Here is a 25,753-nt window from a genome sequence, read left to right as displayed (position 1 = left end):
AGGCCACCCCTCGTCTCGTGTCCATCGCTCAGGACTCCTTGGTCATGTACTGCATCAGTTGCTCCGGATCGGCCTTCTCGCTGGTCACCTCACCGGTGATCCGCCCCGCGGACAGGGCGTAGATCCGGTCGCAGATGCCGAGCAGCTCGGGCAGCTCGGAGGAGATCACGATGATCGCCTTGCCCTCACCGGCCAGCCGGTTGATGATCGTGTAGATCTCGTACTTGGCGCCGACGTCGATGCCGCGGGTCGGCTCGTCCAGGATCAGGACGTCCGGGTCGGCGAACATCCACTTGCTCAGCACGACCTTCTGCTGGTTGCCGCCGGACAGCTTGCCGGTGATCGCGGCGACGTTGGGCGCCTTGATCCGCATCGACTTGCGGTAGTCGTCGGCGATCAGCCGCTCGGCGTTGCTGTCCACCCAACCCCATTGGGCGAGCTTGCCGAGGGCCGAGGCGGAGATGTTGCGCTTGATGTCCTCGATCAGGTTGAGGCCGTACCGCTTGCGATCCTCGGTGGCGTACGCGATCCCGTGCTTGATCGCCTGCTGCACCGTCTTGACCTGGATCTCCTCGCCCCGCTTGAAGATCCGGCCGGAGATGTTGTGCCCGTACGAGCGGCCGAAGACGCTCATCGCCAGCTCGGTCCGGCCGGCGCCCATCAGGCCGGCGATGCCGACCACCTCGCCGGCGCGCACGTTGAGGTTGGCGTGATCGACGACGACCCGGCTGTGCTCCAGCGGGTGGTGCACGGTCCAGTCCTCGATCCGGAGCACCTCGTCGCCGATCTCCGGCATCCGGTCCGGGTAGCGGCTCTGCAGGTCGCGGCCGACCATGCCCTTGATGATCCGTTCCTCGGACACCTCGTCGGAGTCCTCGGGATGCACCTTGAGCGTCTCGATCGTCCGGCCGTCGCGCAGGATCGTCACGTTGTCGGCGATCGAGCGGATCTCGTTCAGCTTGTGGCTGATGATGATGCAGGTGATCCCATGATCACGCAGCCCCCGGATCAGGTCCAGCAGGTGTGCCGAGTCCTCGTCGTTCAACGCGGCGGTCGGCTCGTCCAAGATCAACAAGCGGACGTCCTTGGAGAGCGCCTTGGCGATCTCCACCAACTGCTGCTTGCCGACTCCGATGTCCGTGATCTTGGTCGCCGGGTTCTCCGCCAGTCCGACCCGCCGGAGCAGCTTCGCCGCCTCGACGTTGGTCGCGTTCCAGTCGATCATCCCGGCCCGGGACCGTTCGTTGCCGAGGAAGATGTTCTCCGCGATCGACAGGAACGGGCTCAGCGCCAGCTCCTGGTGGATGATCACGATCCCGGCCTTCTCCGAGTCCCGGATCGACGAGTAGGCGGCGGGCTTGCCGTCGTACACGATCGAACCGTCGAAGCTGCCGTGCGGGTAGACCCCCGACAACACCTTCATCAGGGTCGACTTCCCGGCGCCGTTCTCGCCGCAGATCGCGTGCACCTCACCACGCTGGACACTGAGGTTCACGTGCTGCAGGGCCTTGACGCCGGGGAACGTCTTGCTGATGTCGACCATCTCCAGGATGACGTCCATCTTTTCGGGGTCCCCGCGGCGCAGTTCGGAGGAGCGCAGCGGGGGAGAACTGCGTCGTGGGGTGTTTCTCATCGCAGGGTGCTCCCTTCGCCGCCGCGGACTACTGGCCGGACTCGACTTCTTCCTGGGTGTAGTAGCCGGACTCGACCACGACCTTGATCAGGTTGTCCTTGGTGACGATGTGGGTGTCGTGCAGATAGGTCGGCACGACCTTCACCTTGTTGTCGTACGTCTTCGTGTCGTTGACCTCGGGCTCACGGCCGTTGAGCAGGTCGTCCACCATCTTCGAAGCCGTCTCGCCGAGCAGTCGGGTGTCCTTGAAGATCGTCGAGTACTGGACGCCGTCCAGGATCAGCTTGTCGGACGGCTTCTCCGCGTCCTGCCCGGTGACGATCGGGTTCGGGATCGCCGCGGCCTTGGTCGCGTTGAGGATGCCGCGGGACAGCCCGTCGTAGGGAGCCAGCACGCCGTCCAGCTTCTTGCCGCCCTTGGCGTAGAAGCCGTTCAGGATGGTCTCCATCCGGGCCTGCGCGGTCTCCTGCTTCCACTGCTGGATCGCGACCTGGGAGAACTCGGTCTGCCCGGAGCCGACGGTCAGGATGCCCTTGTCGATGTAGGGCTGGATCACGCTCATCGCGCCGTCGAAGAAGAAGTGCGCGTTGTTGTCGTCCGGGCTGCCGGCGAAGAGCTCGATGGTCTTCTTGTCCGTCTTCCCGGTGTCCTTGCCGTCGGCGTCCAGGATGCCCAGACCCTGCAACAGCGAAGTGCCCTGCTGCACGCCGACCTTGTGGTTGTCGAAGGTGACGTAGTAGTCGACGTTCGGCGAGCCGTTGATCAGCCGGTCGTACGCGATCACCTTGACGCCGTCCTCGGCGGCCGCGGCAAGCTGCTGGGTCAGCGCGGTGCCGTCGATCGACGCGACGATGAGGGCCTTGGCGCCCTTGTTCAGCATCGACTCGATCTGCTGCTGTTGATCCGGGACCTTGTCGTTGGCGTACTGCAGGTCGACCTTGTAGCCGGCCGCCTCGAGCTTCGCCTTGACGTTGTTGCCGTCGTCGATCCACCGCTCGGAGGTCTTGGTCGGCATCGCGACCCCGATCAGTGCGCCCTTGTTGTCCCCGCCGGCGGGCGGCTGCGCCCCCGGGTCACCGGCCCGCGAGCCGGCGCACCCGGCCAGGCCCAGCACCAGGGCCGCGCCAGCGGCCACTCCGGCGATCAGTCTGCGACGTTCCACGAGATACCCCTCCACGATGAATCGGCTCGTCGGTACGAGGACGGAATCGGGCTCCCCCATCGGCGATTCCGTCCGGTCCGGCGTAACAAGGTCGAAATGTGACCGGTCACATGCTTACTCCTGGGACGTTGAGGAGTCAAGCGATACGGGACCGTACGCAACCCAAACGTGTCCGAAACCTTGCACCGACCAGTCAAAAGTGCAGCGACACGCCGCCCGAACGCCTGCTTTTGTGACCGGTCAGCGGGATTTGGTGGTGGTGGGGGGTGGGGCGGTGGAGTTTCGGACCACCAGCTGCGGGATCAGGCTCTCGCCGGACACCGTCGAGGGCGCCGCGGCCGGTTCGCTGAGCAGGCGGGCCACGCAGCGGCGGCCGAGTTCGGCGAAGTCCTGCCGGACCGTGGTCAGCGGGGGCCAGAAGTGGCGCGCCTCCGGTACGTCGTCGAAGCCGACCACACTGACGTCGCCGGGCACATCCCAGCCGGCGTCGCGGAAGGCGTGGATCAGCCCGAGGGCCATCTGGTCGTTCGACGCGAAGACCGCGGTCAGGTCGCCCTGCCAGGCCAGCTGCTCGCCGGCTCGGTAGCCGAAGTCGGCGGTCCAGTCGCCGAGGATCGGCGCGGTCGCGGACAGATCGGCGTCGGACAACTCCAACAGGAAGCCCTGCATCCTGGCGTCGGCCTCGAGCCACTCCTGCGGGCCGGCCAGGTGATAGATGTCGCGGTGGCCGAGCTCGATCAGATGCCGGGTCGCCGCCCGGGCGCCGGCCAGCTGGTCGACGAACACCTCGTGCGGGTCGTCATTGGACCGCGAGTGCAGCAGCACGTACGGGAGGTCGAGCGCCAGCTCGTCCAGCGCGTGCAGCACCCGCTGCTGCGGCGCGATGATGACGATCCCGTCCACCCGGTAGTCGGCCTGCGCGGTCAGCGCGGCCCGGATCTCCTCCGGATCGGCGCTGATCAGGTTCGTCGTGTTGACCAGGTAGCCGACCCGGCGGGCCGCCTCCTCGATGCCGACCACCGCCGCGCCCGGACCGTACTGCGTGCGTTGCGACGCGACGACGCCGATCGTTCCGGAGCGGCGGGTGCCGAGCGCGCGGGCGATCCGGTTCGGCCGGTAGTGCAGCTGTTCGATCGCCTCCTCGACCTTGCGCCGGGTCTCCGGTCGGAGGCTGGGATGATTGTTGATCACCCGGGAGACGGTCTGGTGGGACACACCGGCCAGCCGGGCCACGTCACGAATGCTGGCCGGCTGCTCCCGCTGTCCCGAGGCGGTCACCGCTACCCCGGACGCCCGATGTGACCGATCACATGGTCACTATAGGGCCGCCGCCGCGGGCACGGCGATCAGCGGATCACGCTACCCGACCGGAACCGCCTCTCAGATTTAGACCGACCAGACCGGGAATTTAGGTACGTACCGAATTCACGAGACGGCCGTGCGACATTAGGCTGGTGCCGGCCGGAGCATCAATGAGGAGAGTGAGCCACACGTGAGTGAGCCGCAACAGAGCGAGGCGCTGTCGAACCTCTTGCATGAGGAGCGTCGTTTCCCGCCGCCGGAGGCGTTGGCTGCCTCCGCCAACGTGACCGCCGAGACCTATGCCGCGGCCGAGGCCGATGTCGACGGGTTCTGGGCCGAGCAGGCGAAGCGGATCAGCTGGGCGCAGGAGCCGACCCAGGTGCTGGACTGGAGCAACGCGCCGTTCGCGAAGTGGTACGCCGACGGCACCCTGAACGCCGCGTACAACTGCTGTGACCGGCACGTCGAGGCCGGCCTCGGCGACCGGGTCGCGTTCCACTTCGAGGGCGAGCCGGGCGACACCCGCACGATCACGTACGCGGAGCTGACGACCGAGGTCAAGAAGGCGGCCAACGCGCTGCTCGAGCTGGGCGTCAAGGCCGGCGACCGGGTCGCGCTCTACCTGCCGATGATCCCGGAGACGGTGTTCGCGATGCTGGCCTGCGCCCGGATCGGCGCGCCGCACACGGTCGTCTTCGGCGGCTTCTCCGCCGACGCGCTGGCGTCGCGGATCCAGGACTGCGGCGTGGAGGTCGTGATCACGGCCGACGGCGGCTACCGCCGGGGCGCGCCGTCGCCGCTGAAGCCCGCGGTGGACGAGGCGCTGAAGTCGTGCCCGGAGGTCCGGTCGGTCGTCGTGATCAAGCGGACCGGCCAGGACACCGCGATGACCGACGGCCGCGACGTCTGGTGGGACGACGTCGTCGGCAAGCAGTCCGAGGAGCACACGCCGGAGGCGTTCCCGGCCGAGCACCCGCTCTACATCATGTACACGTCGGGCAGCACCGGGAAGCCGAAGGGCATCCTGCACACGACCGGCGGCTACCTGGTCGGCTGCTCCTACACCCAGTGGGCGACCTTCGACCTCAAGCCGGAGACCGACGTCTACTGGACCGCGGCCGACATCGGCTGGGTGACCGGCCACTCCTACATCGTGTACGGGCCACTCTCGAACGCCACCACCTCGATCCTGTACGAGGGCACGCCGGACACGCCGCACAAGGGCCGCTGGTGGGAGATCGTCGAGAAGTACAAGGCGACCATCCTCTACTGCGCCCCGACGGCGATCCGGACCTTCATGAAGTGGGGCGCCGACATCCCGGCGAAGTTCGACCTGTCCTCACTGCGGGTGCTCGGGTCGGTCGGCGAGCCGATCAACCCGGAGGCGTACGTCTGGTACCGGGAGCACATCGGCGGCGACCGGACCCCCGTGGTCGACACCTGGTGGCAGACCGAGACCGGGATGCACATGATCTCGCCGATGCCCGGCGTGACCAGCGGCAAGCCCGGCGCCGCGATGAAGGCGGTGCCAGGGGTCAGCGTCGACGTGGTCAACGACGAGGGCGTACCGGTGCAGGACGGCGAGGGTGGCTACCTGGTGATCACCAAGCCGTGGCCGGCCATGCTGCGCACCCTCTGGGGCGATGATCAGCGGTACGTGGACACGTACTGGTCGCGCTTCGAGGGCCGCTACTTCGCCGGCGACGGGGCGAAGAAGGACGAGGACGGCGACCTCTGGCTGCTCGGCCGGGTGGACGACGTGATGAACGTGTCCGGCCACCGGCTCTCCACCACGGAGATCGAATCGGCGCTGGTGTCGCACCCGAGCGTGGCCGAGGCGGCCGTCGTCGGCGCCACCGACGCCACCACCGGCCAGGCGATCGTGGCGTTCGTGATCTTGCGCGGCGACGCCTCGAACGGCGGCGACGATCAGGTCACCGAACTGCGCAACCACGTGGCCAAGGAGATCGGCCCGATCGCCAAGCCGCGGCAGATCATGGTGGTCGAGGAGCTGCCGAAGACCCGGTCCGGCAAGATCATGCGGCGGCTGCTGCGTGACATCGCCGAGAACCGCGAACTCGGCGACGTCACCACGCTGACGGATTCGACGGTGATGGACCTGATCAAGACCAACCTGGCCACCGCGCCCAGCGAGGACTGATCAACACCGGTCCCTGAGCCTGCCGAAGGCCGCACAGGAGAGCGGGAGCCACGACGACGTTCGGGGCTCCCGCTCTTTTCCTTTAGGGTGGAGGCAGGTGTGCCGGGAAGTCTGGTCGGCGGTTCTGCCATCGACCCCGGGAGTTGCCTGTGATCACTCGTCGCCCACGGATCGTCCTGTTCGGGCGCACCACCGACGCGGACGCGCGGTCGGTCGCCGACGTGTTGCGCCAGGAGACCGCCGGCGGCGCGTTGATCCTGGTCGCGGCCGCGGTCGCGCTGATCTGGGCGAATCTCGGGCCGGCGAGCTATCAGGCCATCCGGCACGTCCAGGTCGGGCCGCTCGACCTGCACCACTGGGTGGCCGACGGGCTGCTGACGATCTTCTTCTTCGTGGCCGGACTGGAACTGAAGCGGGAGTTCACGGTCGGCACCCTGTCCAAGCCGGCGAACGCCCTGCTGCCGATCGTGGCCGCCGTCTGCGGCATGGCGTTGCCGGCGTTGATCTTCCTCATGATCAACGGGCTGGCGCCCGGCGGCCGGCCGGAGGGTTGGGCGATCCCGATGGCGACCGACATCGCCTTCGCGCTGGCCATTCTCGCCGTCGTCGCGCCGGGCCTGCCGGCCAGCCTGCGGGCGTTCCTGCTCACCCTGGCGATCGTCGACGATCTTGGCGCGATCCTGGTGATCGCCGTCGCGTTCACGTCGGACCTGCAGCCGCTCTGGCTGCTCGGCGTCGCCGGCTGTGCGGTGCTCTGGGCGCTGCTGCAGTGGCGCCGGATCCGCGGCTGGTATCTGTATCTTCCGCTCGGCCTGCTCTGCTGGTGGCTCACGCTGTCCAGCGGCATCCACGCCACGATCAGCGGCGTACTGCTCGGCCTGCTCACCCGGGCCCGGGAGCACGACGACGATCTCGCCGGCGACGCCGGCACCCCGGTGGACCGCTGGGAGCACCGGTGGCGGCCGGTCTCGGCCGGGGTGGCGGTGCCGTTGTTCGCCTTGTTCTCGGCCGGCGTCGCGCTCTCCCCCGACACCCTGCGGACCATGATCACCGAACCGGCGGTGATCGGCATCGTCGCCGGGCTGGTGATCGGCAAGGCCTTCGGCGTCTTCGGCGGCGCCGCCCTCACGGCCAGGTTCACCCGCGCCGAGCTGGCGCCGGACCTGAAGTGGTCGGAGGTCTTCTCGGTGTCGATCCTGGCCGGCGTCGGCTTCACCGTCTCGTTGTTGATCTCCGACCTCGCCTTCGGCGACGATCCGGCGATGGCCGACCAGGCGAAGGCAGCCGTCCTGATCGGCTCGCTGCTGGCGGCCGGCCTGGCCGCGATCTCCCTCCGCCGGCGTACGACCGCGCGGCGGCGAGCCGACGACTGATCCTGCGGCTCAGGCGGTCGCGGGCACCGGGCCGAGCAGCTCGACGCCGTGCGCCTCGGCCAGGGCGAGCACGTCGGCCATGGCCGGCGGGCCGGCGGCGGCCTGAGCGGCGGCGGCCCGCGAGAAGCCCTCCATGACCGCGGCCGGCGAGTGCACCGCGAACGCCACCGCGTCCTCGGCGGACTCGTTGCGGATCGTGTGCGGCGTCCCGCCGGCCATCGGCACCACCTGACCCGGCCCGGCGACGATCCGAGTGACGGTGCCGCCCGGATCGCCGAGATAGAAGGTGAGTTCCCCTTCCAGCACGCGGTAGATCTCCCCCGGTGCGTGGCGGTGCATCACCGGCGGCCCGCCGCCGGGCGGCATCCTGATCTCCACCGCGAAGATCGTCCCGCCGGTTTGATCACCGGTCGCGAGCACGGTCAACTCGTCGGTGCCGAGGGTCCACCGCTCGGCCGTACGAGGATCGACAGGTAACATGTCCATATCCTCAAAGTAGACAGGAGCCTTGTCTATGTCAAGGGTTCGACCGATCACGGGCGGACGCCCCCGGCCGACGAACACCGTCGTCCTGCTCCGCGACGCGTACCTCGCCCTGAACGAGATCGCGATCGAGCGGCTGGCCGAGCGGGGGCACGGAATGGTCCGGCCGGCCCACGGCACCGTGTTCCAGTACCTCGACGACACCGGGACGACGGTCAGCACGCTGGCCGAGCGGGCCAAGATCACCAAGCAGGCGATGGCCGAGCTGGTCCAGCACCTGGAGCGGCACGGGTACGTCGAGCGGATCCCGGACCCGGAGGACCGGCGGGCCAAGCTGGTGCTCCCGACCGAACGAGGCCGGCAGGTCGTCGCGATCGCCCAGGAACTCGTGCCGGAGGTCGAGCAGCGGATCGAGGAACTGCTCGGCGCGCCGAGGGCACGTGCGCTGCGTCGTGATCTCGAACGGCTCGGCGAGCCCGGCTAGACCGGCCACACCGCCGGCGCGGGTTCCGTTAGGCTCCCCGAGGAGAGTGCAGTGCCGGTCCGTTCGCGGAGCGCGCGGGGGATCTGAAGGGGGTCGCCCCCCTTCACCAAGGAACAGTGCAGTGCCGGTCCGCTCGCGGAGCGTCACGGGGGATCTGAAGGGGGTCGCCCCCCTTCACCAAGGAACAGTGCAGTGCCGGTCCGCTCGCGGAGCGTCACGGGGGATCTGAAGGGGGTCGTCCCCCTTCACCGGCAACACGAGAGGAGCAGATCATGGCAGAACCAGCGGTGGGCGACATCGTCAAGAGCATCACCGAAGACGTCAAGGTCCTGATCCAGGGCGAGGTCGAGCTGGCCAAGCGGGAACTCTCCGAGTCGGCCAAGCGGGGTGGCATCGGCGCCGGGATGTTCGGTGCGGCCGGCTATTTCGTGATCAACGCGCTGACCCTGCTCTACGTCGCCGCGGCACTCGGCCTGTGGGCGCTGACCGGGATCCATGTCGCGCTCTGCTTCCTGATCGTCGCCGGCGTGCTGCTGCTGATCGCCGCGATCCTCGGCCTGATCGGCTACACCTCGGTCAGGAAGATCAAGCCGCCGGAGGCGACCATCGCCGAGGCGAACAAGGCGATCGACGACGTGAAGTCGGCCGCGGAGCGTGGGCTCGCCGCGGTCAACACCCCGCTGCCCGAGCGCACCGCGATCAAGGCCGGGCCGGAATTCCGCTGACCTGCGGACGCGCCGGAGCCGGTGCAGTGAACAGCGGCAGCACCACCTCGTCCACCAGGTCGGCCACGTCCAGCGGCCGACCGTCCAGCAGGATCCGGTAGCGCAGGATCGCCGGGCCGGCCTCCAACCTCTGATCGGTGATCGCCGCCGGATCCACCTCGCCTCGCCCCGCGGCCCGCTCGACGATCGAGCGGAGCAACCGCTGCCCGCCGTGCCGTGAGTAGCCGCGGACCCGCGCGTGCTGCGCCCGGTCGTCGAGCGACTCGGCCCACAGCCCGCGCAACGCGGCGCCGACCGGTCCGTCCAACTCACCGACGAAGCGCTCGAACAGCATGATCAGATCCGTCCGCAGCGCTCCGGTGTCGATCATGGACTCTTCCGCCGGCAGCCGGGAGTAGATCGTGTCCATGATCATCTCGACCCGGGTCGGCCAGCGCCGGTAGAGCGACGCCTTGCCGGTCCGGGCCCGCTGTGCCACGGTCTCCATGGTCACCGCGGCATAGCCGTGCTCGGTCAGCTCGGCCAGCACCGCGTCGTGGATCGCGGCCAGAAGTTGATCACCCCGGCGGCGCGGCTCGGTCCGGTGGTCGCTCACGCGCCGTCCTCGGCCGCGGTCACCGTGCCGGCCGTACCGTCGACCCGGATCCGTTGCCCGGTACGGATCCGGCGAGTCCCGTCGCCGGTGCCCATCACCGCCGGCAGCCCGTACTCGCGGGCGACGATCGCGGCGTGCGACCCGACGCCGCCGGTGTCGGCCACCACCGCGACCGCACTCTGGAACAGCGGGGTCCAGGACGGGTTGGTGTACGGGCAGACCAGCACCTCGCCCGGCCGCATGCTGCCGAACTCGGCCGGGCTCGTGATCACCCGGGCCGTACCGACCGCCACTCCGGCACCCGCCGGCATCCCGGTGACCAGCGCGTCGCCGGTGTCCGCACCGCCGGCGAACGTGGTGGCGCGGTTGATCATGGGCACCGAGGCCAGCCGGTCCCGGGTGATCGCCCGCTGCCGGACCAGCCGGGCCAGCCGGTCCCGCTCGGCCTCGGGCAGCCGGGCCGGCTCGTCGAGCGCCTCCAGTTCCTCGAGCCGCAGGTGGAAGACGTCGAACGGTTCCGGCAGCACGCCGACGTCGTGCAGCCGGCGACCGATCTCGAGCAGGCAGTGCCGCAGCACCGGCGCCGGCCGGGTCAGCAGATCGTGCGAGTCCTCGCGGAAGGCCATCCCGGCCTGGGCGCCCTCGATCGCCCGCCGCATCGCCTCCCGCCGCCGCGGATCGGCCAGGCTGCGCTTGGCGTACACGCGCCGCTCGGCCTCGGCACTCCGGCTGCTCGGCGCGGCAGCGGTCCCGTTCGCGACCAAGGCCTGGAGCATGCCGAGCGGCACCTCGGGCTGGTCGGTCCAGGTCGGCGGCGAGACCAGCACCGGACTGCTGGTCTCCCGGTGCCCGTAGTCGGCGAGCAGTCGCTCGTACTCCGCGGCGACGTCGGCCAGGGCCGGGTCGGTGCGCAGCCGTACCAGCAGGTCGGCGGTGCTCAGGTCCGCGAACAGGCGGGCCACATCCGGCCGCTGCCGGACCGTCCCCGCCAACGCGGCCAGCCGGTCGTTCATGATCGACGTCACGGTCTCGGCACCGGCCATCAGTGGGTCGAGCAGTTCGGTCTCGCGGATCAGGGCCAGTCGGAACCGGAGCCGGAGCAGCGCGAACCCGATCCCGGGCAGGAAGTCGGCCCGGAGCGATTCGCCGAGCTCGGCCACCCGGAACAGATCCCGCGGCCGGCGCAGCAGATCCCGCCAGCTCAGCGCGGCCGGATCGCCGGACAGGTCGGCCAGCCGGCGCTCGAACTGCCCGACCCGCGGATCCTGCCGCCAGCGCCGCGGATCGAACCGGTTGACCCGCATCAGCATCGACGGCACCGCGATCAGCAACCGAGCCGTCGGCCGCGGGGTCGGCGGCCGGAACTGGACGACGACGCCGTCGGTCTCCGGCAGCAGGTCGGCCAGGTCGATCGCGAAGCCCTGGGCGCTGATCAGGTTCAGCATCATCCCGGCCGGCCCGTACGGCAGCCAGGTGGTGACGTCCAGCGGGTACGGCCGCTCGGTGAAGTAGTCGGTGGCCGCGGAGACCGCGAACCGCTGCGCTCTGCTCGCCCGGACCGGCTCGGGCAGAGCGGTCATCGGCCGGGCCTGGAGCAGCCGGACCTTGCCGTCGGCGATCGCCCACTCGAGGTCCTGCGGCCCGCCGAACAGGTCCCGCACCGCGCCGCCCAGCTCGGCCAGCCGGGCCAAGCGCCCGTCATCGAGCAGCGGGTCGCCCGTACCACCGGACCGGAACTCGAGCCGCGCGCCGGCCGGGTCGACCAGATAGTGATCGGGCGTCACCTCGCCCGAGACCAGTGCCTCGCCGAGCCCGGACACGGCATCGATCATGAACGTGTCGCGGTCGCCCGTGACCGGGTCCGCGGTGAACATGACGCCGGCCAGCTCGGCCGGCACCATCGCCTGGACCACGACGGCGATCGCGACCTCGTCCGGAGGAATGCCGAGCCGGCGCCGGTAGGCCACCGCCCGGTCGGTCCACAGCGACGCCCAGCACCGGGCGACCGCGGCGAGCAGTTCGTCCGGCCCGACGTCGAGGTAGGTGTCCTGCTGCCCGGCGAACGCCGCACCGGGCAGATCCTCGGCCGTCGCACTGGACCGCACCGCGACCGGCCCGCCACCGAGCCGGTCGTACGCCTGCCGGATCCGGTCGGCCAGCGCGGGCTCGATCGGCACCGCCTCGATCCGCTCCCGCAGTTCGGCCGGCTCGCCGGTGAGATCGAGGCCGGCGACCTGGCTGCGGTAGGCGGCCGTGGTGATCACGAAGCCGTCCGGCACCGGAAAGCCGGCCGCGGCCAGCCGGCCGAGGTTCGCGCCCTTGCCGCCCAGCTCGTCCAGGTCACTCCCGGCCTCGGCGAGGCTCCCGGTGACCAGGACCGGCGTCGACTCGATTAGAGAACTCATAGTTCTCTAACTGTAGCCCGTGGATTCGAGGATCCGCCACACTGGGTCCTCGTGAGTAGGCCCCGCAATCACCAGATCGCCGTGCTCGTGCTCGAGGGCGCGAAGCCACTCGACGTCGGCATCCCGGCGCAGGTGTTCTCGAACCGGCCGACCATGCCGTACGAGGTCCAGGTGTGCGGCGCCGCGCCCGGGCTGGTGACCGGTGGCGACGGGCTCTCGTACCACGTGGCCGAGGGGCTGGCCGCGCTCGACCGGGCCGACACGATCTTCGTCCCCGGCTATCGGACGCCGGCCGACACCGACCCGCCGGCCGTGGTCGTCGACGCCCTGAAGGCCGCCCATGCGCGCGGTGCTCGACTGGCCGCGATCTCGACCGGCGCCTTCGCCCTGGCCGGCACCGGACTGCTGGACGGCAAGCGGGCGACGACGCATTGGCACTACACGAAGGCGCTGCAGGACCGGCATCCGCGGATCCGGGTGGACGAGAACGTGCTGTTCGTCGACGAGGGCACGGTGCTCACCTCGGCCGGTGCCGCGTCCGGCATCGACCTGTGCCTCCACCTGGTCCGGCGCGACCACGGCGTCGGGCTCTCCAACGACGTGGCCCGGCGACTGGTCGCGGCGCCGTACCGGAGCGGCGGGCAGGCGCAGTACGTGCCGCGGAGCGTGCCCGAACCGCTCGGCGACCTGTTCGCGGACACCCGGGAATGGGCGCTCGGGCACCTCGCCGAGCCGCTCACCCTGGAGTCGCTGGCCCGCAACGCCCGAGTCTCGGCGCGGACGTTCTCCCGGCGGTTCGTCGAGGACACCGGCTACACGCCGATGCAGTGGGTGCTCCGGGCCCGGGTCGACCTGGCCCGCGAACTTCTGGAGCGCAGCGACCTCACGGTCGAACAGATCGCCCACCGGGTCGGGCTCGGCACGGCCTCGAACCTGCGACTGCACTTCCACCGGATCCTCGGCACCTCGCCGACCGAATACCGGCACACGTTCTCGGCCTGACTCGCCGGTGGCGAGATCCTTGCGAGGGATGGCGAAAGGTCCGGCGCGATCCTTGCGTACGGTGTCGTTCGAGCCACTTTCGAGCCCGTACGCGAGCGCAGAGCATGAACCCATGACACGGATTGCCATCAACGGCTTCGGCCGGATCGGCCGCAACACGCTGCGCGGCCTTCTCGAACGTGACACCAAGCTGGAGGTCGTCGCGGTCAACGACCTCACCGCGCCGGATGCGCTGGCCCACCTGCTCAAGTACGACAGCTCGCTCGGCCGCCTCGCAGCCCCGGTCGAGGTGGACGGCTCCGACCTGATCGTCGACGGCCAGCGGATCAAGGTCCTCGCCGAACGCGAGCCCGGCAAGCTCCCCTGGGCCGACCTCGGCGTCGAGCTGGTGCTCGAGGTGACCGGCCGGTTCACCGCGGCCGACGCCGCCCGGGCCCACCTCGACGCCGGAGCCCGCAAGGTGCTGGTCGGCGCACCGTCCGCCGGGGCCGACGTGACGCTGGCGTACGGCGTGAACACCGAGGCCTACGACCCGGACCGGCACGTGATCATCTCGAACGCGTCCTGCACCACCAACGCGCTGGCGCCGTTGGCCTCGGTGCTGGACGACCTGGCCGGGATCGAACACGGCTTCATGACCACCGTGCACGCGTACACGCAGGAGCAGAACCTCCAGGACGGCCCGCATCGCGACCTCCGCCGGGCCCGCGCCGCGGCGGTCAACATCGCCCCGACCACCACCGGCGCCGCCAAGGCCATCGGCCTGGTGCTGCCGAACCTCAACGGCAAGCTGTCCGGCGACTCCATCCGGGTGCCGGTCCCGGTGGGTTCACTGGTCGAACTGAACACCACGGTGGCCCGCGAGGTCAGCCGGGACGACGTCCTCGCCGCCTACCGTTCGGCGGCCGACGGCAAGCTCAACGGCATCCTCGACTACTCCGAGGACCCGCTGGTCTCCAGCGACATCACCGGCCAGCCGGCCTCGGCGATCTTCGACAGCGCGCTGACCCGGGTCGACGGGAAGCACGTCAAGGTCGTCGCCTGGTACGACAACGAGTGGGGCTTCTCGAACCGCGTGATCGACACCCTGCAACTCCTGGCCGCCGGCTGACGCCGATCACGAGCCGGCGTAGCGGTCGCGCATCTGCGGACCGGCCGCCGGGCCGGCCGTGAAGGCGAACCGCTCCGCCGCGACCGAGAGTCCCGTCGCCGGATCGATGACGGCGGGCTCGACCTCCCGGCCGGTCTCGGTGTCGACGAGGATCATCGCCCGCTCGGCCGGGGCGAGCTGGGCGTTGCGCCAGGCGGCCAGCGCCACCAGGATCGGCCGCAGCGAGCGACCGAAGTCCGTCAGGACGTACTCGTGCCGGACCGGGCGCTGCTGGTACGGCCGCTTGGCCAGGATGCCGTCGTCGACCAGCCTCCTGAGGCGGGCGGTCAGCATGCTCGAGGACAGCCCGATGTTGGCCTCGAACTGGTCGAACCGGGTGAACCCGTCGAAGCAGTCGTGCAGGATCAGCATCGTCCACCACTCGCCGACGTACGCCATCGCCGTCGACAGCGGGCACTCGCGATCCTCGATCCGGACGCGTGCTGACACTGGACCCTCCCTCCGCCCGGCACCGGGCTGGACTCGCCTCCCAGCTCCTGCTAATTTAGCAGTCACTCAGTGACTTCGAAATCAGCAGTTACCCACGCAGGGGAGAGATTCATGACCGAGACCTTGGCCGACTACCGTCCCGACATCCTCCCGGCGGTGGTGGTCGCCTATCTCGACGCCCATGACGAGGGCCGCCCGGCCGAGGCGGCAGCCACCTTCACCCCGGACGCGACCGTCGTCGACGACGGCGCGACCTACCAGGGCAGCCAGGAGATCGCCGGTTGGCTCGACCGGACGTCGACCGAGTACAGCTACACCAGCACCCGGATCGGGCAGCAGACCCTCGGCGACTCCGACCTGATCGTCCGGGTGCGGCTCGAGGGGGACTTCCCCGGCGGCATCGTGACCCTCAGCTACCGGTTCCGGCTCGAGCAGGAACGCATCGCCGCCCTGACGATCACGGCCCCCTAGGAGGGTGGTGTCGAACGGTGGCCGTAGCGAGCAGGTGCCCGGGCGCGTGCCTCGGGGTGCGCGAGGTGCGAAGGGCTACCGGGCCGTAGCGCGAGCGCCTCGCGTGCCGCGAGGCGCGTGTCCGGGTGCCGCGCAGTAGGTCACCGTTCGACACTACCCTCCTAGGTCTCCCGCAGGCGAAGGACGAGTGACTCCCACGGCCGCAGCTCCCCGGCTGCCGGATCGCCGTGGGTGCTGATCAAGATCGTCGCCCCGGACCAGCCCGGAAGTTCGCCCACCGGCAACCGGATCGGCGCCGAGGAGCAGTTGGCCAGCACCAGGAGTCGATCATGGTCGAGGGTCCGGGTGAACGCCCAGAGTTGATCATGGTCGGGCAGCAGCAACTCGAATCGGCCGTGCACGACCACCGGCTCGCTGTGCCGGAGCATGATCAACCGGCGGTAATGGTGGAACACCGAGTCGGGATCGGCCTCCGCGGCCGCCGCGTTGATGATCGCGTGGTTCGGGTTGACGTCGATCCAGGGCGTGCCTGCGCTGAAGCCCGCCTGCGGACCGTCGTCCCAGTGCATCGGCGCCCGGGCGTTGTCCCGGCTCCGTGCGGCGAGGGACCGCAGCATCGCCTCCTCCGGCAGTCCGAGGTCGAGGCCGTTGCGGTAGTAGTTCAGCGATTCAAGATCACGATAGTGACCGATCTCGCTGTACGCCGTGTTCGTCATGCCCAGTTCCTCGCCCTGGTAGACGTACGGCGTGCCCTGGTGCAGGTGCAGCACCGTGGCCAGCGTCTTCGCCGAGGCCACCCGGTGCTGCTCCGAGTCGTCGCCGAACCGGGACACCACCCGCGGTTGATCATGGTTGTTCCAGTAGAGCGAGTTCCAGCCGACGCCGGCCAGGCCGTCCTGCCACCGGGCCAGCGCTCGCTTCAACACCGGCAGCTCGAAGTCGGCCAGGTCCCACTTCGCGCCGACGGCCACCTGGTCGACGTCGATGTGCTCGAAGGTGAAGACCATGCCGAGCTCACGGCGGGCCGGGTCGGTCAGCCGGCGGGCCTGCTCGATCGTCACGCCGGCCGTCTCGCCGACGGTGATCAACCTCCGTTCGGTGAAGCCGACCTCACGGTGCAGCTCGGCGAGGAAGTCGTCCAGCCGCGGCCCGTACGCGACCAGGTCCCACGGGACGCCGTACGGGGAGCCCGGCATCGGCGGCCCGTCGGTGAACTCGTCCGCCTTGGCGATCAGGTTGATCGCGTCCAGCCGGAAGCCGTCCACGCCGCGGTCGGCCCACCAGCGCATCATCGCGTGCATGGCCTGCCGGACCTCCGGGTTCTCCCAGTTCAGGTCCGGCTGCTTGGCACCGTAGAGATGCAGGTAGTACTCGCCGGACCGCTCGTCCGGCGTCCAGGCCGAGCCGGAGAACACCGACGCCCAGTTGTACGGCGGCCCGCCGTCCGCCGCCGGGGGTCGCCACCAGTACCAGTCCCGCTTCGGTGAGTCGGGGTCCCGCGCCTCGACGAACCACGGATGCTCGTCGGAGGTGTGGTTGACCACCATGTCCAACATCAACTTCATGCCGCGCCGGTGCAGCCCGTCGATCAGCCGGTCAAGATCGTCGAGGGTGCCGAAGACCGGGTCGATCGCGTAGTAGTCGCTGATGTCGTAGCCGTTGTCGTCCTGCGGCGACGCGTACACGGGGCACAGCCAGACCACGTCGATGCCGAGCCGGTGCAGGTAGTCCAGCCGGTCCAGCAGCCCCGGCAGGTCACCGATCCCGTCGCCGTCGCTGTCGGCGAACGACCGCGGATAGACCTGGTAGACGACCGCCGACCGCCACCATTCCTGGTCCGCAGGAACCGTCACGCGTCGTCGGGATCGGGCAGGCCGAGGCGGCGGCGCAGGTCGGCGCGTTCGGCGTCCAGATTGGCCCGGGCCTGGGCGACCAGCTTGCGGCCGCGACCGGTCCGGAACAGCTGGGTGCTCGCCAGCCCGTCCAGGATGTCCAGCCGGCCGGCCCAGAACCGCTCGTCGTCGACCGCCGCGTACTCCTCCCGGACCGCGGCCACGTAGCGCGCGTACTCCTCCGGCGTGCCGCCCAGCACCGCAAGATCGGCATCGCAGAGCAGCTCGCCGTCGGCGTCGCCCGGCCCCACCTGGTGGGTCGCCGTGAGCCGGACCAGCCGGGCCACCTGGTTGACGTCCTCGGTCTCCAGGCCGGCCGGCTGCAGTCGCCGCACCACCAGCCGGGCCGAGGCCTCCTCGTTGGTCAGCTCGCGGGCCGGGATGTCGTACACGGCGTCGTGGAACCAGGCCGCCAGCCGGACCAGATAGAGATCATGATCACTGGTGGCGAACCGGTCGATCGCCTCCAGCACGGCCAGCAGATGATCTTGGCCGTGATACCTGCGGTGAGCCTCGCCGTACCGCTTGATCAACTCCTCGCCCAGTTCCGACTGCCCGGGCAGCGCCTGCTGCCAACGGGTCCGCAGCTCGTCCTCAGTAGAGATCATGATCTTCGCTCTCCCGCGGCGGAGCGCCTGTCATGCCGCGTGCTCGTGGGTCGGTGCCTGGCGAGTCTGTCGCGACATCGGTTCCTCCAGCGGTGTCGCGTCGGTCGGTCAGGTAGCGCTCCGGGATCTCGACCGTACGGGATTCGTCCCAGGGCCGGGCCCAGCCGGCCAGCTCGAGGATCCCCTCGACGAAGTGGGCGCTCAGGCCCCAGATCAGCCAGTCGTCGATCAGGAAGGCCGGCCCGGTGTAGCCGGACGGGTGCCGCACCCGGGCGCGGTTCGCCGGGTCGGTCAGGTCGGCGACCGGGATCATCCGGACCGTCTCCACCTCGCGCGGATCGACCGCGGCGACCGGGCTCGGCGCGTGCCACCAGCCGACCACCGCCGAGACGTCGAAACCGCTGACCGCGACGTGCATCGCCGGCGAGACGCCCAGAACGGTGACGCCGGACCGGTCCAGCCCGGTCTCCTCCTCGGCCTCGCGCAGGGCCGCCGCCACCAGGTCGGCGTCCGTCGGGTCGACGCCGCCGCCCGGGAAGGCGATCTGGCCGGCGTGGTGGCGCAGCTGCCGGGACCGCTCCAGGAACAGGATCGCCGGGCCGTCCAGGCCGATCTCGATCAAGATCAACACCGCGGCCTGGCGACCGCCCCGGCCGGGGCGCAGGCCGACGACCCCGTCCAGCCGGGCGTCGTCGGTCAGTCCTTCGGCCAGCCGAGCCAGTTCCGTCGGCAGCACGCCCGCCTCGGAACAGGACTCAGCCACGGGGCTCGCGGATCAGCTTGGCCGCCTTCTTCGGGTCGGTCTCGCCCTCCCCGTAGGCCGGGCACCAGCGGGCGATCGGACAGGCCCCACAGGCCGGGTTGCGGGCGTGGCAGCGACGGCGGCCGTGCCAGATGACGTTGTGCGACAGCTGCGTCCAGTCGGCCTTCGGGAACAGCGCGCCGATCTCCGCCTCGGCCTTGACCGGGTCGGTCTCCCGGGTCCAGCCGAACCGGCGGATCAGTCGCCCGAAGTGGGTGTCCACGGTGATGCCGGGGACGCCGAACGCGTTGCCGAGGACGACGTTCGCCGTCTTCCGGCCGACCCCGGGCAGCGTGACCAGATCCTCCAGCCGGCCCGGCACCTCGCCGTCGAACCGCTCCACCAGGGCCGCGCCGAGCTTCAGCAGCGAGTCGGTCTTGGCCCGGAAGAAGCCGGTCGGCTGGAGCAGCGTCTCCAGCTCGGTCCGGTCCGCCTCCGCGTACGCCTTCGCGTCCGGATAGCGCGCGAAGACGACCGGGGTCACCTGGTTGACCCGCCGGTCGGTGGACTGCGCGGACAGGATCGTCGCGACCAGCAGCTCCAACGGGTTCCGGAAATCCAGCTCGCAGTGGGCGTCCGGATAGGTCTCCGCCAGCGCCCGGTTCATCGTCCGGGCCCGGCGGACCAAGGCCGTCCGACTGCGATCCCGCGAGGACGGCAACTCCTCCGCCACTACCTCAACCACCGGCGTCCGCTCCATGGCAGGCAACCCTACGCGGCGGCACTGACGGCCGTGCTGAGAGAGTGAGCGTGAGAAGGTGACGGAAAGTCCCAATCCGAGGCTTGAACGGTAGCCTTGGGCCCGGTAACTGGTTCTGAGCAGGAGGACGAGTGGATCCAGAGGTCTTGAAGCAGGCGCCGTTGTTCGCCGAACTCGACGACGAGGCCGCCGGCACCCTCGCTGCCGCGATGGGCACGATCAAGCTCAACAAGGGCGACGTGCTGTTCCACGAGGGAGACACCGAAGACCGCCTCTACGTCGTTGTCAGTGGCAAGATCAAGCTCGGCCGGAGCGGTTCGGCCGGCCGGGAGAACCTGCTCGCCGTGCTCGGCCCGGGCCAGATGTTCGGCGAGTTGTCGGTGTTCGACCCCGGCCCCAGATCCAGTACGGCCTCCGCGGTGACCCCCTGCGAGCTCCGCGTCCTCGAGCACGACGAGCTGACCCAGTGGCTGACCGGCCGGCCGGAGGTGGCCCGCGGGCTGCTCGGCCAGCTGGCCTCCCGGCTCCGCCGCGCCAACGAGAACGCCGCCGACCTGGTGTTCTCCGACGTCCCCGGCCGGGTCGCCAAGGCACTGCTGGACCTGGCCAAGCGGTTCGGCGACCAGCGCGACGAGGGCATCCACGTCCACCACGACCTGACCCAGGAGGAGCTGGCCCAGCTGGTCGGCGCCTCCCGCGAGACCGTCAACAAGGCGCTGGCCGACTTCGCCGCCCGCGGCTGGATCCGGCTCGAGCCCCGCTCGGTCACCCTGATCGACGTCGAACGCGTGGAGCGCCGCGCCCGCTGACCCGCCACCTCACCTGGTGCCGGTGACCACGAGCATCTCGCACGGGCCGGTGAAGCCGTCGGCCGTCTCGAACCGGCCGAGGGCCTCGGTGATCCGGCGCCAGGCGTCGGCCCGGCCGGCGTCGTCGACACCGACCAGCATCTGGTGCAGCGCGCCGAACGACTCCTGCTCGAACCGGACGCACTCCGCCGCCGAGGCCAGCCGGATCGGCGACGGCACCGCCGCGACCGTGACGTCCTCGAAGCCCGCCTCGCGGAAGGTCCGCTCGGCCACGCCCGGTCCGCCCAGGCTGAACGGCCCGGGACGGCCCGGCAGCGGCGGCGGCAGCTGGGCGACCTGGCGGATGATGCCGACCGGGATCGAGAAGAACTCGTTGCGCTCGGGCGTGGAATAGACGACCGCCGAGAGCCGCCCGCCGGGCTTCAGGGTCCGGTACGCCTCGCGCAGGGCCGCCTGCTGGTCGGGGAAGTAGATCAGGCCGACCCGCGAGATCGCGGCGTCGTAGCCTCCTTCGTCGACCGCCGACAGGTCCTCCCCGTCCGCCTCGAGGGTGGCCACCTGCTGCAGCCCGGCCGCGGCAGCCTCGGCCGCGGCGTACCCGAGGATCGCCGGCGAGATGTCGGTGGCGAGTACGGACCCGGTCGGGCCGACCCGGCGGGCCGCGGCCAGCGTCTGGCCGCCCGCGCCGGCGGCGATGTCGAGCACCCGGCTGCCGGTGCCGACGCCGGCCGCGTCCAGCATCTTCTCGGTGGCGGCGCCCAGCCAGGCCTCGATCGTCGGGCCCCAGCGGTGCCAGGCCTCGGCGGCGTCCTGCCACTGGGCGCGGGTGGTGATCTTGAACGTGTCGGGGTCGAAGGTGGTGGTCATCGGAGTCTCCTCTGCTGAAGCGAATCGGTGCTTCGAGTAGACGGGCGTGCACCGGCCGGCCGCCAGTCCTGGAAACGGACCAAGCCGGTACGGATTCCGTACTGGCCGTGGCACGATTCGCGGCGGACAATCCGAGATGTGCGCGACTACAACCAGTACTGCCCGGTCGCCCTCGCCAGCGAGGTCCTCGCCGACCGGTGGACGCTGCTGATCGTCCGCGAGCTGGTGCTCGGCGGGCGCCGCTTCAACGACTTCGCCCGGGCGCTGCCCGGCATCTCGCGCAGCGTGCTGCAGCAGCGGCTGCTGCACCTGGAGCGCCGCGGCGTGCTCGACCGGGTGCCGGTCCGGGGTGGGCACGAGTACGAGTTGACGCCTGCCGGCCGGGATCTGGAACCGGTGATCATGGTGCTCGGCGAGTGGTCGGTGCGCTGGATGTTCGCCGAGCCGGAGCCGCGGCAGGTCGACCCGGTGACGCTGACCTGGTGGCTGTCCCGCCGGATCGATCATGATCAACTGCCGCGCGGCCGGGTGGTGCTGGAGTTCGCCTACGCCGGGCCCGACCCGACCCGGCTCTGGATCGTCCTCGACCGGGGCGAGTCCTCGGTCTGCACGAACCATCCCGGCTTCGAACCGGACGTGTACGTCAGCACCGCTCCGGTCACCCTGATGCGGGTCTTCTCGGGCATCGTCAGCCTCGCCGCGGCACGCCGGTCCGGTGACGTGGAGGTCGCCGGCGAGGCCAGGTTCGTGCGCCAGTTCCCGACCTGGTTCCTCTGGAGTCCGTTCGCGCCGGCCGTCCGCGCCCGGCTGGCCGGGCGGGAGCGGCCTCAGCGGATGGCGGCGGCCAGCCCGGACACGACCGCCGGAGGGATCGGCAGCGCGGCGCCGAGGACGATGCCGGGCACGCCGTCGTCGAAGGAACAGGAGCTGAGCGTCTGAGCCCGGATGCCGGCGCCGGCCAGGAAGGTCAGCGCCCGGGCCTCGCTCGCCGCCGAGGGGAGCCTGAGCACGACATGGAGCCCGGCCGCGAAGGCGTCCGGCTCGAACGCGAACCGCTCCCGCAGCGCCGAGACCAGCTCCGCCCGGCGCTCCCCGTACACCTGGCGTAGGCGCCGCACCTGTCGCTGGTACTCGCCGCTGCCGATGAACTCGGCCAGCGCCGCCTGGTCGAACACCGACGTGCCGAGGTCGGCGTTCCGTTTCGCCGCGACCAGCTCGTCGTACAGGTGCGGCGGCGGGACCAGCCAGCCGAGCCGCATGCCAGGAGCGAGCACCTTGGAGACCGAGCCGAGCAGGGCCACCCGGTCCGGTGCCATCCCCTGCAGGACCCCGATCGGCAGCCCGTCGTAGCGGAGGTCGGCGTCGTAGTCGTCCTCGATCACCAGCCTGTCGCCGGCGGCCCAGTCGAGCAGCCGGCGGCGGCGCTGCGGCGCCATCGGCACGCCGAGCGGGTACTGGTGCGCCGGCGTGACCAGGACCGCGCCGGGCTCGCCGGTGCGCCGGTCGATGTCGAGGCCGTCGCCGTCGGCCGGTACGGAGGTCACCTCGGCGCCCAGGCTGCGCAGCGAATCGCGGGCACCCGGCGAGCCCGGATCCTCCAGCCCGATCGGCCCGGCACCGCGCCGGCGCAGCACCGTCGCCAGCAGGGTCAGGCCCTGGGCCACCCCGCTGATGATCACCACCCGGTCCGGTTCGACCACGGCACCGCGGGTCAGCCGGAGCAGTTCCGCGACCCGCTCGCGCAGGGCGGGGAGGCCGCGCGGATCCCCGTACCCAAGATCATCGGGGCGCAGCCGGGCCGACCCGACCCGCATCGCCCGGAGCCAGGAGGCCCAAGGGAACAAGGCGGGATCGGGGGTACCCGGGCTGGGCGGCGGGCGCAGTGCCACCTCCGGCCGTTCCGCGCGGACGGCCTCGGCGCGCGGCGCCACCCGGCTGCCGCTGCGCTCCCGGGTGATCAGATAGCCCTCGGCCGCGAGCAGTTCCAACGCCTCCGAGACGGGACCTCGGGCCACGCCGAGCGACGCCGCGACGGCCCGGCTGGACGGGAGCCGCAGGCCGGGCGGCAGCCGCCCGTCCCGGACCGCCTCGGCGAGGCCGCGATAGAGCCAGGTCCGGACACCCCGCCGGGGGCGGGGGCCGAGCACCAGGACGAGGTCCTCCGGGAGGATCGCTGATTCGGACATCTGGCCCACAAAGTTAGGTCGAATCTGGACCTGGAACAAGATCCAGATCGTTCCTAGCGTCGGAGCCATGTCACCACGGATCACCGGTTCGCTGCTCTGCGCGGCCGCCTGCAGCGCCGTCGGCGCTTCCATCTCGGTCACCAGTGCGATGCAGGACTTCCCGGTGTTCGGCGGGCAGGCGATCCGCTACCTGGCCACCGGCCTGATCCTGCTCGCCGCGGTCCGGCTCCGCCGGATCCCCTGGCTCCGTCCGTCCTGGCCCGACCTGCTCCGGCTGCTCGCCCTGGCCCGCAGCGGCATGGTCGGCTTCAATCTGATCCTGATCCCGGCCACCCGGTACGCGAACCCGTCGTTGATCGGGGCCATCCTCGGGTGTGCGCCGCTGCTGCTGGCGATCGCCGGACCGCTGATCCAGCGCCGGCGTCCCCGGGTCGGCGTGATCATCGCCGCGCTGGTCGTCCTGGTCGGCATCGTGATCATCGAGGGGGCCGGCGGCGGCTCGGTGCTCGGCACCGTGCTGGCGATCGGCGTCCTGCTCGGCGAGGTCGGCTTCTCGCTGCTCGCCATCCCGCTGCTGCCGCGCTACGGACCGCTCCGGGTTTCCTGCGCGGCGAGCCTGCTCAGCGTTGTGCTGTTGTCGGTCCTCGGCCTGGTGTTGATCATGGGACAGCTCGTACCAGGGCCGTTCCTGCGGATGCCGACGCCGACCGAGGCCGGCGCGTTGGTGATCATGGGGGTGCTGTTCACGCCGGGCGCGTTCGCCGCCTGGTACGCCGGGCTGCAGCGGCTCGGCCCGGCGACCGCCGGGCTGTGGATCGGTGTGACGCCGCTCGCCGCGGCCGCCGCCTCCGTCGCGCTGGGCTGGGAGACCGTCTCGCCGACGCTGGTGATCGGCTCGCTGGTGATCGCCGGCGGGCTGACCGGAGGCCTCCTGGCCGGCCGGACCGCTCGCGCGGCCGGTCGGCCAGGTTCGGCAGCCGGCACCGTGGCTACTGGGCCGAGCCCAGGGTCACCTGCGCCGTGTGCGTCTGCCCGTCGCGCTGGTACGTGATCTCGACGCTGGTCCCCGGAGCATAGAACCGGATGGCCGCGATCAGGCCGTCGGCGCTGGTGACCCGGATGTCGTTGATCTTGGTCACCTGATCACCGGCCTGCAGGCCGGCCTGGTCCGCGGCGCTGCCCGACGCGACGCTCTGCAGCGGGACCCCGCTCGGGCTCTCCTCCTGCTGCTGGCTGCCGACGCCGGCGACGGTCACGCCGAGGCTGGCATCGACCGAGCGGCCCTCCTTGATCAACTCGGCGGCGACCCGGGTGGCCACGTCGGACGGAATCGCGAAGCCGATCCCGATGCTGCCCGCCTCGCTGTCGTTCGAACCGGTGGCGATCGCCGAGTTGATCCCGACGACGGCACCGTTCAGGTCGACCAGCGGACCGCCGGAGTTGCCGTGGTTGATCGCCGCGTCGGTCTGCAGTGCGAGGTAGACCGCCTCGCCGGTGTCGCCGGAGCGGACCGGGCGGGCCGTGTTCGACACGATGCCGCTGGTCACCGACTCCGACAGGCCGAGCGGGGCACCGACCGCGACGACGGTCTGGCCGACCTTCACGTTCGAGGACGGGGAGAAGGTCGCCGGCACCAGGCCCTGGACCCCGTCGACCTTGATCACCGCGAGGTCGTTGTTCGGCGAGGTGCCGATGACCTTGGCGTCCACCACGGTGCCGTCCGGCAGGGTGACCTGTACCGTGCCGCCCTTGCCGACGCCGGAGACCACATGATCATTGGTGAGGATGTGGCCCTCGGTGTCCAGCACCACGCCGGTCCCGCCGACCGTTCCCTGCCGGGTCTGCGCGTTGATCGTCACCACCGACTTGCTGATCTTCTCCGCCGCCGCGGTGATCGAGCCGTCCAGCTTCGGGCTGTCCGCCGCCGGCACGGTGCTGACCCGGATCGGGGAGTTGATCACGCCGCCGGCCGTCGCGGCGGCATAGCTGCCGATCCCGGCGCCGGCGCCGATCACCGCCGAGAGCATGGCCGCCACCAGCACCACGGCGGCCTTCGGCCGGGGCCGCTTCGGCGCGTAGGTCGCCACCGGCGGCACGTTCGGCGGCGCCGGGAAGTCGGCCGCCGCGGTCGGCGCGCCGGGCGGCTGGAACCCGAACGGCGGGGTGTTCAGGTGGGTCGGCTGCGGACCTAGGTTCGGCGCTCCCGGCCGGCCCGCGCCGACCTGACCCGCGGACTGAGCCGGGTTCTGCTGACCCGGGTTGTGCTGACCCGGATTCTGCGGGCCCGGGTTCTGCTGGCCCGCGCTCTGCTGGCCCGCGCCAGGCTGGCCCGGAGTGTGCGGCTGGCCCGGGTGATTGGCCTGGCCCTGCCCGTGCGGCCGGCCCAGATCGTGAGCCTGGCCCTGATCGTGCTGGGGCGTTCCCCAGGGCTGAGCGGGTTGTCCCTGCGCTCCGCCGTCCTTGTCGTAGCTGTCCATGCCTCGACCGTCTCTC

The 25,753-nt window shown here is 70.8% G+C and carries 24 protein-coding genes; 10 read left to right on the top strand and 14 right to left on the bottom strand.

What is annotated here, in order from left to right; genetic code table 11:
* Window positions 1–28: 28 nt before the first annotated feature.
* The 3 genes from mmsA to AC6CCG_RS12300 all read right to left on the bottom strand — a co-directional run bounded on the left by mmsA (window position 29) and on the right by AC6CCG_RS12300 (window position 4,073).
* Window positions 29–1,561 carry a multiple monosaccharide ABC transporter ATP-binding protein gene (gene mmsA / locus AC6CCG_RS12310; RefSeq protein WP_496654826.1) on the bottom strand — a complete coding sequence of 511 codons (1,533 nt, stop codon included), beginning with the start codon at window positions 1,559–1,561 and terminating at the stop codon, window positions 29–31.
* Window positions 1,562–1,661: 100 nt separating this feature from the next.
* Window positions 1,662–2,795 (bottom strand): multiple monosaccharide ABC transporter substrate-binding protein, encoded by a 1,134-nt coding sequence (gene chvE, locus AC6CCG_RS12305; protein WP_496654825.1) that lies wholly within the window; start codon window positions 2,793–2,795, stop codon window positions 1,662–1,664.
* Window positions 2,796–3,035: 240 nt separating this feature from the next.
* Complete coding sequence (locus AC6CCG_RS12300) at window positions 3,036–4,073, bottom strand: LacI family DNA-binding transcriptional regulator (RefSeq protein ID WP_496654824.1); 1,038 nt, start codon at window positions 4,071–4,073, stop codon at window positions 3,036–3,038.
* A 214-nt stretch (window positions 4,074–4,287) separates the two neighbouring features.
* Here AC6CCG_RS12300 and acs point away from each other — a divergent pair, with 214 nt between their 5' ends.
* Both acs and nhaA read left to right on the top strand, forming a co-directional pair.
* A complete protein-coding gene (gene acs, locus AC6CCG_RS12295) occupies window positions 4,288–6,258 on the top strand; it encodes an acetate--CoA ligase (protein ID WP_496654823.1) in 1,971 nt (656 codons plus the stop codon).
* Between the two features lie 149 nt (window positions 6,259–6,407).
* Window positions 6,408–7,631 carry a Na+/H+ antiporter NhaA gene (nhaA, locus tag AC6CCG_RS12290; protein WP_496654822.1) on the top strand — a complete coding sequence of 408 codons (1,224 nt, stop codon included), beginning with the start codon at window positions 6,408–6,410 and terminating at the stop codon, window positions 7,629–7,631.
* 9 nt (window positions 7,632–7,640) lie between these two features.
* Here nhaA and AC6CCG_RS12285 read toward each other — a convergent pair whose 3' ends face one another.
* On the bottom strand, window positions 7,641–8,117 hold the full coding sequence (locus AC6CCG_RS12285) for a cupin domain-containing protein (RefSeq protein ID WP_496654821.1): 477 nt from the start codon (window positions 8,115–8,117) through the stop codon (window positions 7,641–7,643).
* Window positions 8,118–8,145: 28 nt separating this feature from the next.
* On the opposite strand from AC6CCG_RS12285, the gene AC6CCG_RS12280 reads away from it, so the two are divergent.
* Together AC6CCG_RS12280 and AC6CCG_RS12275 are read left to right on the top strand one after the other, a co-directional pair.
* Complete coding sequence (locus AC6CCG_RS12280) at window positions 8,146–8,598, top strand: MarR family winged helix-turn-helix transcriptional regulator (protein ID WP_496654820.1); 453 nt, start codon at window positions 8,146–8,148, stop codon at window positions 8,596–8,598.
* 272 nt (window positions 8,599–8,870) lie between these two features.
* On the top strand, window positions 8,871–9,323 hold the full coding sequence (locus AC6CCG_RS12275) for a phage holin family protein (protein WP_496654819.1): 453 nt from the start codon (window positions 8,871–8,873) through the stop codon (window positions 9,321–9,323).
* Here AC6CCG_RS12275 and AC6CCG_RS12270 read toward each other — a convergent pair.
* Together AC6CCG_RS12270 and AC6CCG_RS12265 are read right to left on the bottom strand one after the other, a co-directional pair.
* A complete protein-coding gene (locus AC6CCG_RS12270; protein ID WP_496654818.1) occupies window positions 9,298–9,918 on the bottom strand; it encodes a TetR/AcrR family transcriptional regulator in 621 nt (206 codons plus the stop codon). The two genes, AC6CCG_RS12275 and AC6CCG_RS12270, sit on opposite strands and share 26 nt — an antisense overlap.
* Window positions 9,915–12,323, bottom strand: coding sequence for a PEP/pyruvate-binding domain-containing protein (locus AC6CCG_RS12265; RefSeq protein WP_496654816.1), 2,409 nt, complete (start codon window positions 12,321–12,323; stop codon window positions 9,915–9,917). Before AC6CCG_RS12265 ends, AC6CCG_RS12270 begins: the two co-directional genes overlap by 4 nt.
* A 51-nt stretch (window positions 12,324–12,374) precedes the next feature.
* On the opposite strand from AC6CCG_RS12265, the gene AC6CCG_RS12260 reads away from it, so the two are divergent.
* The gene (locus AC6CCG_RS12260) at window positions 12,375–13,325 is read left to right on the top strand and encodes a GlxA family transcriptional regulator (protein WP_496654815.1); all 951 of its coding nucleotides are present in this window, start codon (window positions 12,375–12,377) and stop codon (window positions 13,323–13,325) included.
* Window positions 13,326–13,437: 112 nt separating this feature from the next.
* A complete protein-coding gene (gene gap, locus AC6CCG_RS12255; RefSeq protein ID WP_496654814.1) occupies window positions 13,438–14,436 on the top strand; it encodes a type I glyceraldehyde-3-phosphate dehydrogenase in 999 nt (332 codons plus the stop codon).
* A gap of 6 nt (window positions 14,437–14,442) precedes the next feature.
* On the opposite strand, the gene AC6CCG_RS12250 is transcribed toward gap, so the two are convergent.
* Window positions 14,443–14,925 (bottom strand): winged helix-turn-helix transcriptional regulator, encoded by a 483-nt coding sequence (locus AC6CCG_RS12250; RefSeq protein ID WP_496654813.1) that lies wholly within the window; start codon window positions 14,923–14,925, stop codon window positions 14,443–14,445.
* Between the two features lie 111 nt (window positions 14,926–15,036).
* Between AC6CCG_RS12250 and AC6CCG_RS12245 the strand changes: the two genes are divergently transcribed.
* The gene (locus tag AC6CCG_RS12245) at window positions 15,037–15,396 is read left to right on the top strand and encodes a nuclear transport factor 2 family protein (protein WP_496654812.1); all 360 of its coding nucleotides are present in this window, start codon (window positions 15,037–15,039) and stop codon (window positions 15,394–15,396) included.
* Window positions 15,397–15,557: 161 nt separating this feature from the next.
* Here the strand turns inward: AC6CCG_RS12245 and AC6CCG_RS12240 are convergent, their stop codons facing one another.
* Genes AC6CCG_RS12240 through nth form a run of 4 tightly spaced genes read right to left on the bottom strand, consistent with a single transcriptional unit; the run spans window position 15,558 to window position 19,305 of the window.
* A complete protein-coding gene (locus AC6CCG_RS12240) occupies window positions 15,558–17,249 on the bottom strand; it encodes a glycoside hydrolase family 13 protein (protein ID WP_496654811.1) in 1,692 nt (563 codons plus the stop codon).
* The gene (locus tag AC6CCG_RS12235; RefSeq protein ID WP_496654810.1) at window positions 17,246–17,896 is read right to left on the bottom strand and encodes an HD domain-containing protein; all 651 of its coding nucleotides are present in this window, start codon (window positions 17,894–17,896) and stop codon (window positions 17,246–17,248) included. The genes AC6CCG_RS12240 and AC6CCG_RS12235 overlap by 4 nt, the downstream gene beginning before the upstream one ends.
* Window positions 17,883–18,659, bottom strand: a complete 777-nt coding sequence (locus AC6CCG_RS12230; RefSeq protein ID WP_496654809.1) for an NUDIX hydrolase — start codon at window positions 18,657–18,659, stop codon at window positions 17,883–17,885. Before AC6CCG_RS12230 ends, AC6CCG_RS12235 begins: the two co-directional genes overlap by 14 nt.
* Window positions 18,652–19,305: an endonuclease III gene (gene nth, locus AC6CCG_RS12225; RefSeq protein ID WP_496655397.1), complete on the bottom strand. Its 654-nt coding sequence runs from the start codon at window positions 19,303–19,305 to the stop codon at window positions 18,652–18,654. The genes AC6CCG_RS12230 and nth overlap by 8 nt, the downstream gene beginning before the upstream one ends.
* A gap of 224 nt (window positions 19,306–19,529) precedes the next feature.
* On the opposite strand from nth, the gene AC6CCG_RS12220 reads away from it, so the two are divergent.
* The gene (locus AC6CCG_RS12220) at window positions 19,530–20,207 is read left to right on the top strand and encodes a Crp/Fnr family transcriptional regulator (protein WP_312879041.1); all 678 of its coding nucleotides are present in this window, start codon (window positions 19,530–19,532) and stop codon (window positions 20,205–20,207) included.
* A 9-nt stretch (window positions 20,208–20,216) separates the two neighbouring features.
* On the opposite strand, the gene AC6CCG_RS12215 is transcribed toward AC6CCG_RS12220, so the two are convergent.
* Window positions 20,217–21,074 carry a class I SAM-dependent methyltransferase gene (locus AC6CCG_RS12215; RefSeq protein ID WP_496654808.1) on the bottom strand — a complete coding sequence of 286 codons (858 nt, stop codon included), beginning with the start codon at window positions 21,072–21,074 and terminating at the stop codon, window positions 20,217–20,219.
* 138 nt (window positions 21,075–21,212) lie between these two features.
* On the opposite strand from AC6CCG_RS12215, the gene AC6CCG_RS12210 reads away from it, so the two are divergent.
* Window positions 21,213–22,013 (top strand): winged helix-turn-helix transcriptional regulator, encoded by an 801-nt coding sequence (locus AC6CCG_RS12210; RefSeq protein ID WP_496654807.1) that lies wholly within the window; start codon window positions 21,213–21,215, stop codon window positions 22,011–22,013.
* On the opposite strand, the gene pdxR is transcribed toward AC6CCG_RS12210, so the two are convergent.
* Window positions 21,902–23,260: a MocR-like pyridoxine biosynthesis transcription factor PdxR gene (gene pdxR / locus AC6CCG_RS12205; protein ID WP_496654806.1), complete on the bottom strand. Its 1,359-nt coding sequence runs from the start codon at window positions 23,258–23,260 to the stop codon at window positions 21,902–21,904. The genes AC6CCG_RS12210 and pdxR overlap by 112 nt on opposite strands.
* A gap of 67 nt (window positions 23,261–23,327) precedes the next feature.
* Between pdxR and AC6CCG_RS12200 the strand changes: the two genes are divergently transcribed.
* Entirely contained in the window at window positions 23,328–24,311 is a 984-nt protein-coding gene (locus AC6CCG_RS12200; RefSeq protein WP_496654805.1) for a DMT family transporter, read from the top strand.
* Here the strand turns inward: AC6CCG_RS12200 and AC6CCG_RS12195 are convergent.
* Entirely contained in the window at window positions 24,250–25,737 is a 1,488-nt protein-coding gene (locus AC6CCG_RS12195) for a trypsin-like peptidase domain-containing protein (RefSeq protein ID WP_496654804.1), read from the bottom strand. The two genes, AC6CCG_RS12200 and AC6CCG_RS12195, sit on opposite strands and share 62 nt — an antisense overlap.
* Between the last annotated feature and the right edge of the window lie 16 nt (window positions 25,738–25,753).

The organism is Microlunatus sp. YIM B11417 (assembly GCF_059617205.1).
This window is presented reverse-complemented; position numbering and strand designations above follow the sequence as displayed.